Annotated in this window: 13 protein-coding genes and 1 pseudogene; all 14 read left to right on the top strand. The window is 42.9% G+C overall.

From position 1 onward, the window contains the following. Nucleotides 1-25 precede the first annotated feature (25 nt). The 14 genes and pseudogenes from NDI48_10640 (at nt 26) to NDI48_10705 (ending at nt 14,449) form a co-directional block, all read left to right on the top strand. The gene (locus NDI48_10640) at nt 26-820 is read left to right on the top strand and encodes an FkbM family methyltransferase (protein MEP0831664.1); all 795 of its coding nucleotides are present in this window, start codon (nt 26-28) and stop codon (nt 818-820) included. An 18-nt stretch (nt 821-838) separates the two neighbouring features. Then, the gene (locus NDI48_10645) at nt 839-1,738 is read left to right on the top strand and encodes a glycosyltransferase (protein MEP0831665.1); all 900 of its coding nucleotides are present in this window, start codon (nt 839-841) and stop codon (nt 1,736-1,738) included. 413 nt (nt 1,739-2,151) lie between these two features. Continuing rightward, nucleotides 2,152-2,985 carry an ABC transporter permease gene (locus tag NDI48_10650; protein MEP0831666.1) on the top strand — a complete coding sequence of 278 codons (834 nt, stop codon included), beginning with the start codon at nt 2,152-2,154 and terminating at the stop codon, nt 2,983-2,985. Nucleotides 2,986-3,158: 173 nt separating this feature from the next. After that, the gene (locus tag NDI48_10655; protein ID MEP0831667.1) at nt 3,159-4,424 is read left to right on the top strand and encodes an ABC transporter ATP-binding protein; all 1,266 of its coding nucleotides are present in this window, start codon (nt 3,159-3,161) and stop codon (nt 4,422-4,424) included. Between the two features lie 427 nt (nt 4,425-4,851). Continuing rightward, nucleotides 4,852-5,034, top strand: a pseudogene (locus tag NDI48_10660) (sugar O-acetyltransferase). Then, nucleotides 5,024-5,869, top strand: coding sequence for a class I SAM-dependent methyltransferase (locus tag NDI48_10665; protein ID MEP0831668.1), 846 nt, complete (start codon nt 5,024-5,026; stop codon nt 5,867-5,869). Before NDI48_10660 ends, NDI48_10665 begins: the two are co-directional and overlap by 11 nt. A gap of 117 nt (nt 5,870-5,986) precedes the next feature. Then, nucleotides 5,987-6,922: an NAD-dependent epimerase/dehydratase family protein gene (locus NDI48_10670; GenBank protein MEP0831669.1), complete on the top strand. Its 936-nt coding sequence runs from the start codon at nt 5,987-5,989 to the stop codon at nt 6,920-6,922. Beyond that, the gene (locus tag NDI48_10675) at nt 6,919-8,112 is read left to right on the top strand and encodes a glycosyltransferase family 4 protein (protein MEP0831670.1); all 1,194 of its coding nucleotides are present in this window, start codon (nt 6,919-6,921) and stop codon (nt 8,110-8,112) included. The genes NDI48_10670 and NDI48_10675 overlap by 4 nt, the downstream gene beginning before the upstream one ends. Nucleotides 8,113-8,174: 62 nt before the next feature. Then, complete coding sequence (locus NDI48_10680; GenBank protein MEP0831671.1) at nt 8,175-9,263, top strand: glycosyltransferase; 1,089 nt, start codon at nt 8,175-8,177, stop codon at nt 9,261-9,263. 8 nt (nt 9,264-9,271) lie between these two features. After that, nucleotides 9,272-10,252 carry a glycosyltransferase gene (locus NDI48_10685; protein MEP0831672.1) on the top strand — a complete coding sequence of 327 codons (981 nt, stop codon included), beginning with the start codon at nt 9,272-9,274 and terminating at the stop codon, nt 10,250-10,252. A gap of 81 nt (nt 10,253-10,333) precedes the next feature. After that, nucleotides 10,334-11,320 carry a glycosyltransferase gene (locus tag NDI48_10690; protein ID MEP0831673.1) on the top strand — a complete coding sequence of 329 codons (987 nt, stop codon included), beginning with the start codon at nt 10,334-10,336 and terminating at the stop codon, nt 11,318-11,320. Then, nucleotides 11,313-12,173, top strand: coding sequence for an FkbM family methyltransferase (locus tag NDI48_10695; protein MEP0831674.1), 861 nt, complete (start codon nt 11,313-11,315; stop codon nt 12,171-12,173). Before NDI48_10690 ends, NDI48_10695 begins: the two co-directional genes overlap by 8 nt. A gap of 268 nt (nt 12,174-12,441) precedes the next feature. Then, nucleotides 12,442-13,167: an FkbM family methyltransferase gene (locus tag NDI48_10700; GenBank protein MEP0831675.1), complete on the top strand. Its 726-nt coding sequence runs from the start codon at nt 12,442-12,444 to the stop codon at nt 13,165-13,167. Nucleotides 13,168-13,294: 127 nt separating this feature from the next. Next, nucleotides 13,295-14,449, top strand: coding sequence for a glycosyltransferase (locus NDI48_10705; GenBank protein ID MEP0831676.1), 1,155 nt, complete (start codon nt 13,295-13,297; stop codon nt 14,447-14,449). Nucleotide 14,450 lies beyond the last annotated feature (1 nt).

The following is a 14,450-nucleotide window of genomic DNA, read 5'->3' on the forward strand; positions in this document are numbered from 1 at the left end:
TACATTTTGACATAAGGATTATAAAATGTTTAATTTAACCAAAAAAATAATTAGAAAATCTTTGAAATTATTAGGTTTTGAGATTTACCGCCACAGACAAGCGATCGAACAAACTCCTAGAGCATCAATGTACGGTTGTCTTCGCCAAGCTTGCCAAAATGGGCTTCAACCTAAAACCATCATTGATGTTGGTGCAGCTAGTGGAACTCTTGCCTTATATGAGGTATTTCCTGAAGCCATACATATCCTTATTGAACCACTTGAAGAATACATCCCCCACCTTAATTCTTTGGTGGATAAGCTGGAGCAAGCTGAATATATTATTGCTGCCGCGACAGCTACACCTGGTAAACTGGTGCTCAACGTCCATCCTGACCTGGTAGGCTCATCCCTTTATAAAGAAGATGAGGATTCTGATGTCAATGGGGTGGAGCGGACGATTCCTGCAATGACACTGGATAATATTTGCTCCGAGCGAGGTAGTGAAGGCCCATATCTGATAAAAATTGATACACAAGGCTCCGAGCTAGAGGTCTTAAAGGGCGCACAGACAGTCTTGAAAGACACAGAATTTATTATTCTTGAAGTCTCATTTTTTGAGTTTTTCAAAGGTGGGCCACAAGTCTATGATTGCCTGAGTTTTATGAAAAATTTAGGCTTTGTCCCGTATGATATATTTGACTTGCAATACCGTTTGTTAGACGGAGCGATGTCTCAAGTTGATATCGCTTTTGTGCGTGAGCAAAGCCAGCTAAGAAAATATCATTTTTATGCAACACGAGAACAAAGAGCAGAGCTGACTAAAAAATTACTCAGCTAAGAAGGATTCAGAGTTGTTATGGTTAAGGATTTCCCTAAAATTTCTCTAGTCACTCCTTCTTTTAATCAGGCTGAATTTATTGAAGCAACGATTCAGAGCATTCTCAGCCAGGGATATCCCAACCTTGAGTACATTATCATTGATGGCGGTTCTACAGACGGTAGTGTAGAAATTATCAAAAAATACGAAAAGCATCTTCATTTCTGGTGTAGCGAACCTGATGCTGGGCAATACGATGCCATTAACAAAGGGTTTGCTCACTCTAGTGGTGAGATTATGGGATGGCTTAACAGCGACGACATGTATTTTTCTTGGACGCTAAAAACAGTGGCGAGTATCATGTCTGAACTGCCTGAAGTCGATTGGTTAACCACCCTCTCTCCCGCTTATTGGGACTGGCATGGCTTTTGTTATGGAATTGGTTCGATCATTGGCTACTCAAGAAAAGCTTATCTTGATGGTTTTTATCTACCTGGTTCATATAAAACGGCTCTAGGTTGGATTCAACAAGAATCGACATTTTGGAGGCGTAACCTTTGGCAAAAAGTGGGTGGCTCTATTGCTACTGAGTTTAGTTTAGCTGGCGACTTTGACCTATGGTCTCGCTTTTACTCCCATGCAGACTTATACGGAACTCCTTCGCCACTGGGTGGATTTCGCTATCAACCCAATCAAAGGAGTCGTCAGATTGAGCAATATTTAGTAGAAGCTCAAAAATCCCTAACCCAAATGCGGGCTTTATTAAACTGGTCGCCTAACTACCCCAGAAGTATTGCACTGAAATTGAGACTCAATAAAATTCCTAAAGTCCGTACAGTGAGTCAGTCAATGTATAGCTATGTTGGGAAACGTATAGTAAGAACTAATCTGGACTCACCAGATAGTTACTGGAACGTTGAAGAATATAAATTTTATTAGTAATTTATGTAAATTTCATAAAGTGCTACAGGTTAGCCGTGTTGGGCGATGGCCTACGGCACCTAACAAGGGGCGATCGCAAGGTAACGAGTGTTGGCGTGACGCTAGCCTAGCGGCATTGCAGGAGCTAGGGAAACCCTGGCGTTAGCCTTCGCTCAGCATTTATCCTGATTCAGGTTAGTAGGAACTGTAGGAAAGAATAGAAGCGATCGCTCGCTCACATTAGCAGCAATCGATGCTCGACAGGGGTTTTATTTGAGTTAATGCCAGTCTTCTATCGGCTGGGCAATACCCAGCTACCTTTTGTGGAAGTGTAGCGTATCCATCTGACACTTGCTGCATGAGCAACGGCTTTTAATGCCAACAGAGCATTATCAGTTGTAACAATTCTGAGCAATTCTTTACTCCACAAGATGCACACTAAAGAACTGATTATCGAAGCCGGTCGTAGCGAAAGCCAGTATTGGAAAGATATCTGGCGATACCGAGAGTTATTTTACTTCCTGGCTTGGCGCGATATTTTAGTGCGCTACAAGCAGACAATCATTGGCATGGCTTGGGCGCTGATTCGACCGTTCTTAACGATGGTGGTCTTCACGGTGGTGTTTGGCACATTGGCAAAGTTACCGTCTGAGGGTGCGCCTTACCCGATTTTGGTGTTTTCAGCCATGCTACCCTGGCAGTTTTTTGCCAATGCCCTGTCTGAATGCAGTAATAGCTTAATTAGTAATGCCAATTTGATTTCCAAAGTCTACTTTCCCCGCTTGATTGTACCTGCCAGTGCGGTGATTGTCAGTTTTGTGGATTTTCTGGTTTCGGGGATGATTTTGCTGGGGCTAATGGCTTGGTATAACTTTGTACCTACCTGGCGCATTTTGACGCTACCGCTGTTTATTGGTATTGCCTTTGCCGCCTCGATAGGTGCGGGGTTGTGGTTGGCGGCACTGAATGTAAAATACCGCGATTTTCGCTATATTGTGCCGTTTATTGTGCAGTTCGGCTTATATATTTCGCCTGTTGGATTTAGTAGCAGCGTCGTGCTTGAACGGTTTCCCCAGTGGGGTTGGCTCTATTCTTTAAATCCTATGGTGGGAGTAATTGATGGTTTCCGCTGGGCAATTTTAGGCGGGGAATCAAACCTTTACTTACCGGGATTTACAATCTCTATGGGATTAGTGGCACTTTTTTTAATTAGTGGCGTCTGGTATTTTCGGAAGGTCGAACGCACGTTTGCAGATGTGATTTAGAACTTATCAGAAAATCTCTGTTGGTAGGTTATTGCTAAGGAAACCTTTAGCGATCGGGAAGTATTAGCAAGACACTAAACTAGCGGCACTCGCTTGACAGAATCTATAAGTATTTTTTGTCCTGATGAAGTAGAAGAAACCATGCATTCCTAAAGTGGTAACTATTCTGAATTATGTCTGATACAGTCATTCGGGTTGAAAACCTGGGAAAGAAATATACCCTTGGTCACCAAAAGCAGGAACGTTACACGGCACTGCGGGATGTAATTTCTAATAGTGCTAAGTCTGCTGGGCGCAAGTTTCTAAAGCCTTTTGGCAAAAAGATGTCTGACCCAGCTATTGACGACTTTTGGGCACTGAAGGATGTTTCGTTTGAAATTAAGCAAGGCGATCGCGTTGGCATTATCGGTCGCAATGGTGCAGGTAAATCAACCTTATTAAAGATTTTAAGTCGGATTACTGAGCCAACGAACGGCAGTATCCGGATTAAGGGACGTGTAGCTAGTTTATTGGAAGTTGGAACGGGATTTCACCCAGAATTAACGGGTAGAGAGAATATCTATCTCAACGGCGCGATTCTAGGGATGAGCAAGGCTGAGATTAAGAGGAAATTTGATGAAATTGTCGCTTTTGCTGAGGTAGAGAAGTTTTTAGATACACCCGTGAAGCGGTATTCCTCAGGAATGTACGTGCGCTTAGCATTTTCGGTAGCGGCACATTTGGAACCGGAAATTTTGATTGTAGATGAGGTGCTTGCCGTTGGAGATGCTGCATTTCAGAAGAAGTGTTTAGAGAAGATGGAGGACGTAGGGAAAGAAGGGCGGACTGTATTGTTTGTCAGTCATACCATGTCCACAATCACGACGTTATGTCAACGGGCTATTTGGTTGATTCAGGGACATGTAGAGATGGAAGGTGATGCTGAACAGATAACGGCGAAGTACTTACTGCACGGCTCTGAAACGTCTGGAGAAGTGGTTTTTGATTCTACTAATTCAGATGATAAATTTTGTTTTAAGCGTTTGTCTCTGCTCAATTCCCAAGACCATATAACCTCTATGTTTGATACCAGAGAGGCAATAACAATTATTCTTGAGTATCAGGCACATCAAACCATCAAAAACCTGGAAGTATCATTGCGAGTCTATAATTCATTCGGAACTCCTATTTTTACTACTAATAGATCGTCCTCTAGTGCAGCATTTGAGGTACCAGCAGGTCATCAGGCTTCCCAAATTAAGATTCCTTCTCTATTTCTTGCGCCCGGTTCTTACACTATCGAGGTTGCAGCTCACATCCCAAATGTTGAGGTTTTAACTCATCATAGTTCGATTGTGAGTTTCCAGATTGAAGAGACAGGAAGTAATATGGCCTTGTATAAAGGACAGGCTCATGGAGTTGTCCTTCTCAATCTTCCTTGGGTAGAAATAGCTAGGTAAGTAGTAACCCATGAAGACAATAAATTTCATAGCTAGGCTCTTGCGTAAAATTGCTAATAACCTAGATAACGAATCTAATTTAAAAAATAAAATCCCTTCCAATGTTAAGCTCGATGCTTCCTCAGAGTTAAACATTTCAGGCTTAGTATTGAAAGATGGCTGTTTAGTCACTGTAGAAGAACAGACTAATGTGCCTGGCTCTCTAAAATTTGACAGAGAAAATGCTCGTATATCGATTGGCAAAAAAACGTTTATAAACGGCTCTATTATTGCAGCAAAAAGTATAGAAATTGGCGACGACGTAATGATTTCCTGGGGGGTAACTATTGTCGATCATAATTCTCACTCCCTATCCTTTTCACAACGGGCAGACGATGTAGTCAATTGGCGAGTCGGCAAAAAAGATTGGACTCATGTGAAAATTGCCCCTGTAAAAATATCTAGTAAAGTTTGGATTGGCTTCAACTCTGTAATTCTCAAAGGGGTCACGATTGGGGAGGGTGCAATAGTCGGAGCAGGTTCAGTTGTGACCAAAGATGTTCCGGCATGGACAATTGTTGCTGGTAATCCAGCTCGTGTAATTCGGGAGATTCCAGAAAATGAGCGCTAATTTAATAACATGGGAAGAGGCTGTGCAATGGTTAAGAGAGCAGCCTGATAAACAAGAGCTTGTACGTTATTGTTATTATGATGACCCATTAGAGCTTGCTGCTGAACGATTCAGCGATAGTGAAGAATGGCTAACTCTAATAAAACTGCTGAGAAAGAATATCCCAGGACATGTATTAGATTTGGGGGCAGGCAGAGGGATTTCAAGCTATGCTTTTGCCAAAGCCGGATGTACAGTAACAGCATTGGAACCCGATCCAAGCCCACTTGTTGGTGCGAAAGCTATCCAGTCTTTATCCGATTGCAGTCAGCTGCCAATTCAAATCATTCAAGAATACGGCGAAACCTTACCCTTTCAAGACAATACTTTTGATATTGTTTATGGACGAGCCGTGTTACATCATGCCCGTGACTTAACACAACTTTGTCGGGAAGCAGCACGAGTATTAAAACCAGGCGGAGTCTTTGTCGGTACTCGCGAACACGTTATTTCCCGAGAAGAAGATTTACCACTCTTTTTCGAGTCCCATGCCTTGCATTCTCTCTATGGTGGAGAAAATGCTTTTCTCTTGAAAGAGTATACAGATGCAATTCAAGCATCGGGCTTAAAGCTGAAAAAAGTTCTTGGCCCTCTAGAGAGTGCAATTAATTATGCACCCATGACTCAAGGAGAATTTCAGGCTAAGGTCGAACTTTGGTTGGCTCAGCGCACTGGTGAAAAAATAGCTAGCTGTCTGGCTTCCACCAGAGCTATCCAGCAGTTTTATGGTTGGTATGCCTCTCAAAAGTCAAATAGTCCTGGTCGCCACTATTCATTTATAGCTGTCAAAAAGTAACTTAAAACTTTGGAACTTTAAGTAATTATCCATATGGACAGCTACTTTTCCCTGATAGGCTAGCAGTCGCTTTGTAGTAGTAAATAATATATCTGAAAAGGAGATTCAACACAGCTTGTGACTACTCAATCCAAGTCCATTTTAATAACAGGTGTTGCAGGCTTTATTGGTCGCTACGTTGCGCGTCATTTCTCAGAGCAAGGCTGGTCTGTCATTGGTATTGACAACTCTCCTCCTGAGAATGCCCCCCTAGCTAATCTGTCAGCTTATCAACGCCTGCAACTGCCAGATCCAGCACTTAATGGCTTGCTGCAAGAACGCACCCCTCAAGTTTGCATCCATTGTGCGGGTCGCGCCTCGGTAGGTTTATCTCTCACTGACCCAGCTGCGGACTTTTATGCTAGTACAGCGCTGACCTTTGAGATACTGAATGCTCTGCGGCTCAATGTCCCTAGCTGCCGCTTCATTTTTCTCTCTAGTGCAGCAGTTTACGGCAACCCCGAATCACTGCCAGTGAGCGAAACTCAGTCCTCTGCTCCCCTGTCCCCCTATGGCTTCCACAAATGGCAGTGTGAGCAGTTATGTCTAGAGTTTGCCAAAGTGTATGGCTTGCCAACAGCTAGCCTCAGAATTTTCTCGGCTTATGGCCCCGGCTTACGTCGTCAAGTCCTCTGGGATATTTGCCAAAAAGTCATTACTCAAAACTCCCTCACTTTACAGGGAACTGGGCAAGAAAGTCGGGACTTCATCCATGCTCTTGATATTGCCAGAGCCTTGAGCGTGGTTGCCACTTCCGCCCCGATGCAAGGAGAAGTTTACAACCTTGGCAGCGGTCGAGAAGTTGCGATCGCACAGTTAGCTAATCTGGTTCTAGAGGCATTAGACGCCGACTGCTCTCCTCAGTTTGATGGTGTTGTCCCTGCCGGAACTCCCCTCAACTGGCAGGCCGATATCTCGAAATTAAAGACTCTAGGATTTACTCCTTCCGTCCCCTTAGAACGGGGTGTTAAAACGTTTGCAAACTGGTGTCGTGCGGAGTTAGTTGGTGTATGACAAAACCCCTACGAATTGCTCTAATCATGCAAGGCGGTCGAGACTGGATCGGCGGCACGCAATATATCAAAAATATCATCTTGGCTCTAGGTAGTCTTCCCGAAGAAGTTCGCTCCACGTTTGAACTGTGTTTGATTACTAGCAAATCACTTGATTCAAGTCTGTACAGTGAAATTTTTCCGTACCTCAAGGATATTTATGACCTAGAAGTCGATCTAGAGCCTCTAACGCCATCAAATCGTCTTCGCTGGAAGCTAATAGAAACATTATTTAAGCAAGATAATCCTCGCTTCGATGCTTTGATAGAGAAAAATAATATTGATTTTCTTTATCCCTCCTTCTCTCAATGCGGAAGTCCTAAATCCTATCGCTCAGCCGCATGGATCGCCGATTTTCAGCATAAATATTTACCTCAATTTTTTACTGAATCAGAGCTTGAATGGAGAGACAGCTCATATAAACTCACGGCTCGTTACGCATCTAGTGTTGTAATGAGTAGTAAAACAGCTGAGGCAGACTTCCAGAAATTTTTCCCAGAAGCAGCGCATAAGTCAAAAGTTCTATCCTTTAAGAGCTGTCCGCCATCTGAATGGTATGAAACAGATGCACAGCAGATACAGAAAGAGTATTGTCTACCTGACCGCTTCTTTTTAGTAAGTAATCAGTTCTGGAAACACAAAAATCATCTGATTGTCTTTAAAGCTCTAAAACTATTACAGGAGAAGTCAATTTATCCCATCGTGGTTTGCACCGGTCATCTGTATGATCGACGCCAACCTGACTACATTGATACGATTCTGCAAACTCTTCACCAGTTAGATATTGCCAAGCAGGTGTATCTACTGGGACTGATTCCACGCCTTTCCCAAATTCAGCTCATGCGGCGTTCACTTGCAGTGATTCAACCCTCCCTATTTGAGGGATGGAGTACTGTTGTTGAGGATGCCAGATGCTTAGGAAAGGCAATTATTCTTTCAGATATACCCGTTCATTTGGAGCAAAATCCTCCGAATAGTCTTTTATTTGAACGTAACTCTCCTGAAAGTTTAGCTATCCAAATAGCAGAGTGGTGGGAACATCTTTCAGCTGGCCCCGATCTAGAACAAGAAGTTATTGCTAAAGCCAATAATTTCAATGAAATACAAGCTTTTGGCTATCGCTTCCTGGAAATTGCCCAAGGTAGCTCTTAGACCAGCATTGATCTGAGTAGATTCCCTACACCTAACATTCTTCTGCTGAGTTAAACATTCAGATGAACTATCAAGTCCTTGAGAAATCTAGTACTACCTTAACGAGTGTATCTTACTCGGAAACAGGTCTGCTTTCATCTTTACCCTCACCACCGGACGGGCACACTGGCTGGCCTTGGACTGAACAGACTCCACCCTTACCATCAACCCTGCCAGATGGTAAGCCGTGGCCTAAAGTAACTATCGTCACGCCTTCCTATAATCAGGGGGAGTTTATAGAAGAGACAATTCGCTCCGTGTTGCTTCAGAACTACCCCAATTTGGAATACATCGTTATGGATGGTGGTTCTACCGACAACACCGTTTCAATTCTAGAAAAATACGCGAATTGGATATCTTTGTGGCGCTCGGAAAAAGATAACGGACAAACACATGCCATTAATAAGGGATTTGAACGTGCATCGGGATTTTTGCGGGGTTATTTGAACAGTGATGATTGTTTTCTACCCTCATCATTAGAGCAAGTAGCACGCCTTGCAGGAGCTCACTCAGAACAACCCATTCTGATTTTAGGGAACTGTCAAATGGGTTATAGCTCTAAGGAAATTTTTAGCATCGAGGTTCCTACACCTCCAGTGAATTTAATTGATGCTATTAGCAATGATGCACTATGCCCACAACCAGCAACTTTTTGGACACAGCCAGAGAATTCTATTCCTCACCGATTTAGTGAGCGTCTAGTTTTTTCTATGGATTTTGAATTTTGGCATAGATTAATCAAGCATGGTTATCAAGTTATCAAATTTGATGCAACTTTAGCGTTTTATCGCCATCATAAAGATGCCAAAGGGTCTAAAATAACCAATGTTTTTTGGGCAGAGTTAGCAAGTCTTCCCCTGTTGGAAGTAGCACACGTAAAGTCATTTAAAGACAAACTCTATCTTACTACAGTTAGCCGTCGTCGGATACGTCATTATCTCCGGTTAGAAATAGAAAAAATATTTTTAACTCAGGGTAAATGGCCAGCCCTAAAAGCCCTAATAAGTGCGTGTTGGACGCATCCAGATTTAGTGATTGAACGACCAACTTTAGGATTAGCTCGGAAATTATTAACCGCAGTTTTGATTCCATCTGAAACATTAGGCAGCTAAAACCTAACATGACAACCAACGTTTCTGTAATCATTCCTACATACAATCGTCTTTGGTGTCTTGCCAAAGGCGTAGAGTCGTGTCGCAACACTCAATGCTCCACTGAAATCATTGTGGTCGATGATGGTAGCACTGACGGTACTTGGGAATGGCTACAGACTCAACCCGATATCATTAGCCTGCGGCAGGAGAACTGGGGTAAAGGCTGGGCCGTAAATCGCGCCTTTGCGATCGCACAAGGCGAGTACGTGCGCTTTCTGGACTCAGATGATTGGCTCTGTCCGGGAGCGATTGATCGACAATTTGAACTGGCAATAGCGCAGGAAGCCGACGTAGTTGTTGGTGGCTACGAAATGTATTCAGAAGATGAGAAACTCCTGCATAAAGTTGACTGGACTGAGTGTGATGACTTTGTAGCTCAACAATTGGGAGAGTGTGACAGTTCTCATTACTCGGCTTATTTATTCCGTAAAGAATTTCTTAAAGATATTCCCCACCGCCCAGAGTTCGGTGCGCTTGATGACCGTCAGTTTGTCATTGAGGTTGCTATGGCAAACCCTAAGGTTGCCATCCATTCACAACCTATCCTTTGTCATCGTCATCATTCCCAAAGCCGCCTACAATTTCCCCAAGGAATGAGAGCAACAACTACAAATCTACATCATCTGACGATCTACAAGAAGTGCCTGAGCAAACTTGCTGAGAGAAATGAGCTAACTCCACGCCGCTGTAAAGCAGTTTGTCACATGCTCTGGCATTTGGCACATTGGATTGCGTATACCCACCTGGATGAAGCTTGTGAAGTTGCTGAGTGGATTTATCGCTTAGACGCTGATTTTCAACCCCCTCAACCTGGATTGCTCGGCAAGTTATACACTCACTTAGGGTTTCGCAATACTGAGAAAATTCTGCAATTTAGACGTAATACTTTGGCTTTATTTCGCCGCAACTCTGTGCCTAAACTGCATATATTTACAGCGTTAAATTAATAAGTCTAATCGTGGAATGGGTGCTACCAGAAATCGAAATGTAGATAGAAAGCTTATTATCGCCTATCAAGAAGCCGTGTCATGAAACCACTCAACCTTTTCTATGAAATACCGGACGGCGATCGCTGGCTACCATTAGACCGTTATCCCCGTCGCCTCATCCGCCGCCTCATGCGTGGCAAACCAAATCCTGGGGGTCAAACGCGGGTTTTTTTAAATCTCTGTGCAGGTTTAGATCGGCTTGGTATTTCTTACCGAGTCAATGACTATCGTTATATTCAAAAACATCCTGAAGAAGTTGCTTGTATTATCGGGAAGCCCCATGTTCTAGACAAGATTAAATGGAAAAACCCGATTGTATTTGGAGCCGCCGTCTTTTCACATCCCTGTGATGACCCTGAACTGCTAAATCGCTTACCCATCAGCAGAGTCTTGGTTCCTGGGGAATGGCATAGAAAAATGTTTGAACCCTACTACAGTGATAAAGTCCTCGCATGGCCTGTGGGAATCGACACAGATAAATGGGTACCTGTGCCGATTGATGAAAAAGATATAGATATCCTGCTATACGACAAAGTTCGGTGGGAGTATGACCGTTACGAAACTGAATTAATTTCTCCTATAAAATCCTGTCTGGAGAAGTGGGGTTTGAAAGTAGAAGTAATTCGCTATGGCTTCTATCGAGAAGAAGAGTTTCACTCTCTGCTAGGTAGAAGTAAAGCAATGGTATTTCTCTGTGAGCATGAAACTCAAGGTATTGCCTATCAACAGGCTCTCGCCTGTGGAGTTCCCATCCTAGCTTGGGATCGAGGTGGATTTTGGCAAGATCCATCCTATTTCCCTGACAAGATTAAGTTTACCTCTGTTAGTTCAGTCCCTTACTGGGATAATCGCTGTGGAGTTAAGTTCAACAACATCAGCGAATTTCCTCCAAAGGCAGAAGAATTTTTAGACAAACTTAATAGTCATAAATTTACTCCCCGTGACTATATTTTGGAAAACCTAACCTTGGAAAAGTGCGCTCAACGTTATCTTAAAATTTTAGGAGAGGTTCAAAACTGTGACTAGCATTCGTACTATTGCCCAATCAATTCGACATGCTCCAGCTATTGAACGGGCTGAGTGGCTTTGGGAATTATTACGCAAACCGTACCATCAATTGCTCAATCTTGGAGGTAGAGGTGTTACCGTTTCCGTGAGTGGTTGCTGCACTGTCTCTATGCCCCCTGCGTTTTGCGGAGCATACTGGGAAACTTATGAACCTGAAACAGTCAAAGCAACAGTCAGTTGGCTACAAAAGAATCCTAACGCTCTATTTATAGACATTGGCTCCGCTGTTGGTATTTTCAGCATTGTTAGTCTATTCGCTAGTGAACAAGTAGAAGTTATCGCATTTGACTCTGATCTAGCTAGTTTGAAAGCTAGCGAGCGGATGTGTCAGTATGCTAGTGGAAATCGTCTTCAGTTAGTTCATGGATTCGTCTCTGAACAACATTTGAGCGGCTTGGGGTTGAGCGCAGCAAGTGCAACAACTCACGAATTATTATCAACGAGTTCTGTCACCGGCGATCCAGGCACAACGGCTTATATCTGCATTGACACCAATACAGACAGCACCATTCCAACCCATAGCTTAGATGGATTATTTTTTGCCAACAATCCTCCTAGTAGACCAATTCTATTGAAATGTGATGTTGAGGGGGCAGAACTTCTAGTTTTGCGTGGGGCACAGAAGTTTTTACAAGAACTCTCACCACAGTTGTTAATCAGTGTTCATCCCCCAACCTTACCCTGTTATGGGCATTCCGTGTCAGAGGTTCGGGAATACCTGGAGATGGCTGGATACCAAATCAAAGTCATAGCTGTAGACCACGAAGAACATTGGTGGTGTGAAAAGACATCCATTGACCTACGACATTAAAAGTCATAAGTGAATTTCCTGACAAGTTAGAGGCATTGCTGTATAGCTTAAACAGCATAAGATTTTCTTCCAGAGATTATATCCTGGTGACATATTCCATTTAACTTGTGCAGGAAATTACTTCCAATACGTCAGAAAAAACCAAACTATATCACTTAGATCAATTATCTAACTTTGAGATATGTTCTTAAACTTTTATCAATCCTTTTTAAATTTACCTTACTTTAAAGGTAAAGCTCGGATTGGAGGTTTACTCCAAAACTCCCTATTGAAACCCAAGCTTTCAAAGGTTATCTACGGGTTAATCATGGAGCTAGATCCTCTAGAGTGGACGCAGATTTCGCTCATTAAAGATGGCTGCGTAGAACCTTTAACAACTGCTCTATATAGCAAAATCCTTTCTCCAGGAGATACCTATATAGATGTAGGTACCCATGTGGGATTTCATACTTTAATTGCTCGGCACTTTATTGGTGATAGTGGACGGGTTATTGCCATAGAACCTCAACCTTATAATTGCCATAAAATTTTGACTAACTGGCAGGCAAATAATTTTGATAATATTTTAGTTTACGTAGCGGCTGTCAGCAATCAAAATGGTACGATCGCGCTCCACAACCAATCAGCAACAGATAAAGCTCGTCTTTCCCTCTGTTTAGACCCTGTAAACAACCAATCTCAGAAATTCCAGGTTCCTTTAGTCAGACTAGATAATGTATTTGAAGAAAATAAAATTAACAGAGTTAAGTTATTAAAAATTGATGTAGAAGGCTACGAACTTGAAGCCATAAACGGATTGAAGCATTATTCAGATAGTGTTGAAAATCTAATTTTGGAAGTGCTAAGCACACCTGCCAAGGTTACAGAAAAAACGTCTCTCCTCGTAGAGAACCTTCAAGGACTTGGTTACCACTTGCGAACAGTCGAAGGTAAAGCTTGGACACTGAGCGATCCACTTCCAGAAAGCAATTTGTGGGCATCTCGCCAAGTATAAGATTTATCAAGCATCTCCTTAAGGTTGCAGGTATGAAACAAGGCACGGTTGATATAAATTTTGTTGATTACGTATAAGTATAATGACGGAATTCCCTAGAAATTTTTCCTTAAACTCAGTCCCATCCGTGTTTGTTTCTAGTGCCTCTTCACTCAAACCAGCAGGTGGAGGGGTTCAAATTTGGACGCAAGAAAATCTGAAAACTTTACAACTAGCAGGATTGACTACATCTATTATCAGTTATGAGTGGGATCGTAGGCTTTGGGTACGTTTGAAGCGGAAGTTATGGCCAGAGCCTTATACAGATGCTTTGCCACCTAACCTAGTTGATGAAGTTATTGCCAAAGCTGAAAAAATTAGTGCTATTTTTATCTTTCTCAATGGAGAAGAAACATCAGCTTTAGTGAAACCCTTACGTGCCAGATTGGGAAATAAGTATAAGATAGTCCTATTTTCTGTGGGTTTAGCCAGTGTTGATTACCTCCACGCGATTCGCGCTAGGGGAGGTGGTGATGCTTTCAGTCAAGCAAACGTTACTGATTGGAGAATTCTCGTCCAACAGTTAGTGGCGGAATGTAAACAGCGGCAAGATATCGATCATGTCTTTTGTCTTGCCCCATTTGAGGTAGAAATTGAACGCTGGTTGGGTGCAAAACGGGTAACTTGGTTGCCTCGTACCATCTCTGAACGACCCTTAAATTGGCAGCCAAATCCAAAAAGACTCGGTTTTGTCGGTACTTTAGATCACCCCCCCACAGTAGAAGGTTTAACTCTTTTTCTGGAAGCACTTCAAAAAATAGCTGATCAGGACGTGCATCTGAGAATTGTAGGCGGTCCTACAGCAGCAGCGAGTACTATTACAAAGCGTTTTCCTCTGGTGGAATATCTAGGAAGGCTTTCTGATGAAGAACTAGAGAAAGAGGCTAGCACTTGGAGTTGCTTTGTCCATCCGATTTTTTGCTACGCACGAGGGTGCAGTACAAAATTGGCAGTCGCCCTCGGTTGGCAGATTCCGGTGGTAACAACTTCAGCAGGATGTCGTGGTTATACCTGGCGTGAGGGCAATTTACCTCTAGCTGAAACTCCAGAATCCTTGGCAAGGCTTGCTCTAGAAATGTTAATGCCTGAAGTAGCCCATTCAGCCCAGAGAGAAATTTCTGCAATCGCTCAATCTGCTCCTACTCTTGCTGAAGTTGCTGCTCAAGTTAGGTCGTCACTACTGGTTTCTTGTCAAAGTGCCGACACAGCAGCCGTTGACGATACAGTACCCATCAATCATTAAC

The sequence above is a fragment of the Microcoleus sp. AS-A8 genome, from assembly GCA_039962225.1.
Classification (GTDB): Bacteria; Cyanobacteriota; Cyanobacteriia; order Cyanobacteriales; family Coleofasciculaceae; genus Allocoleopsis.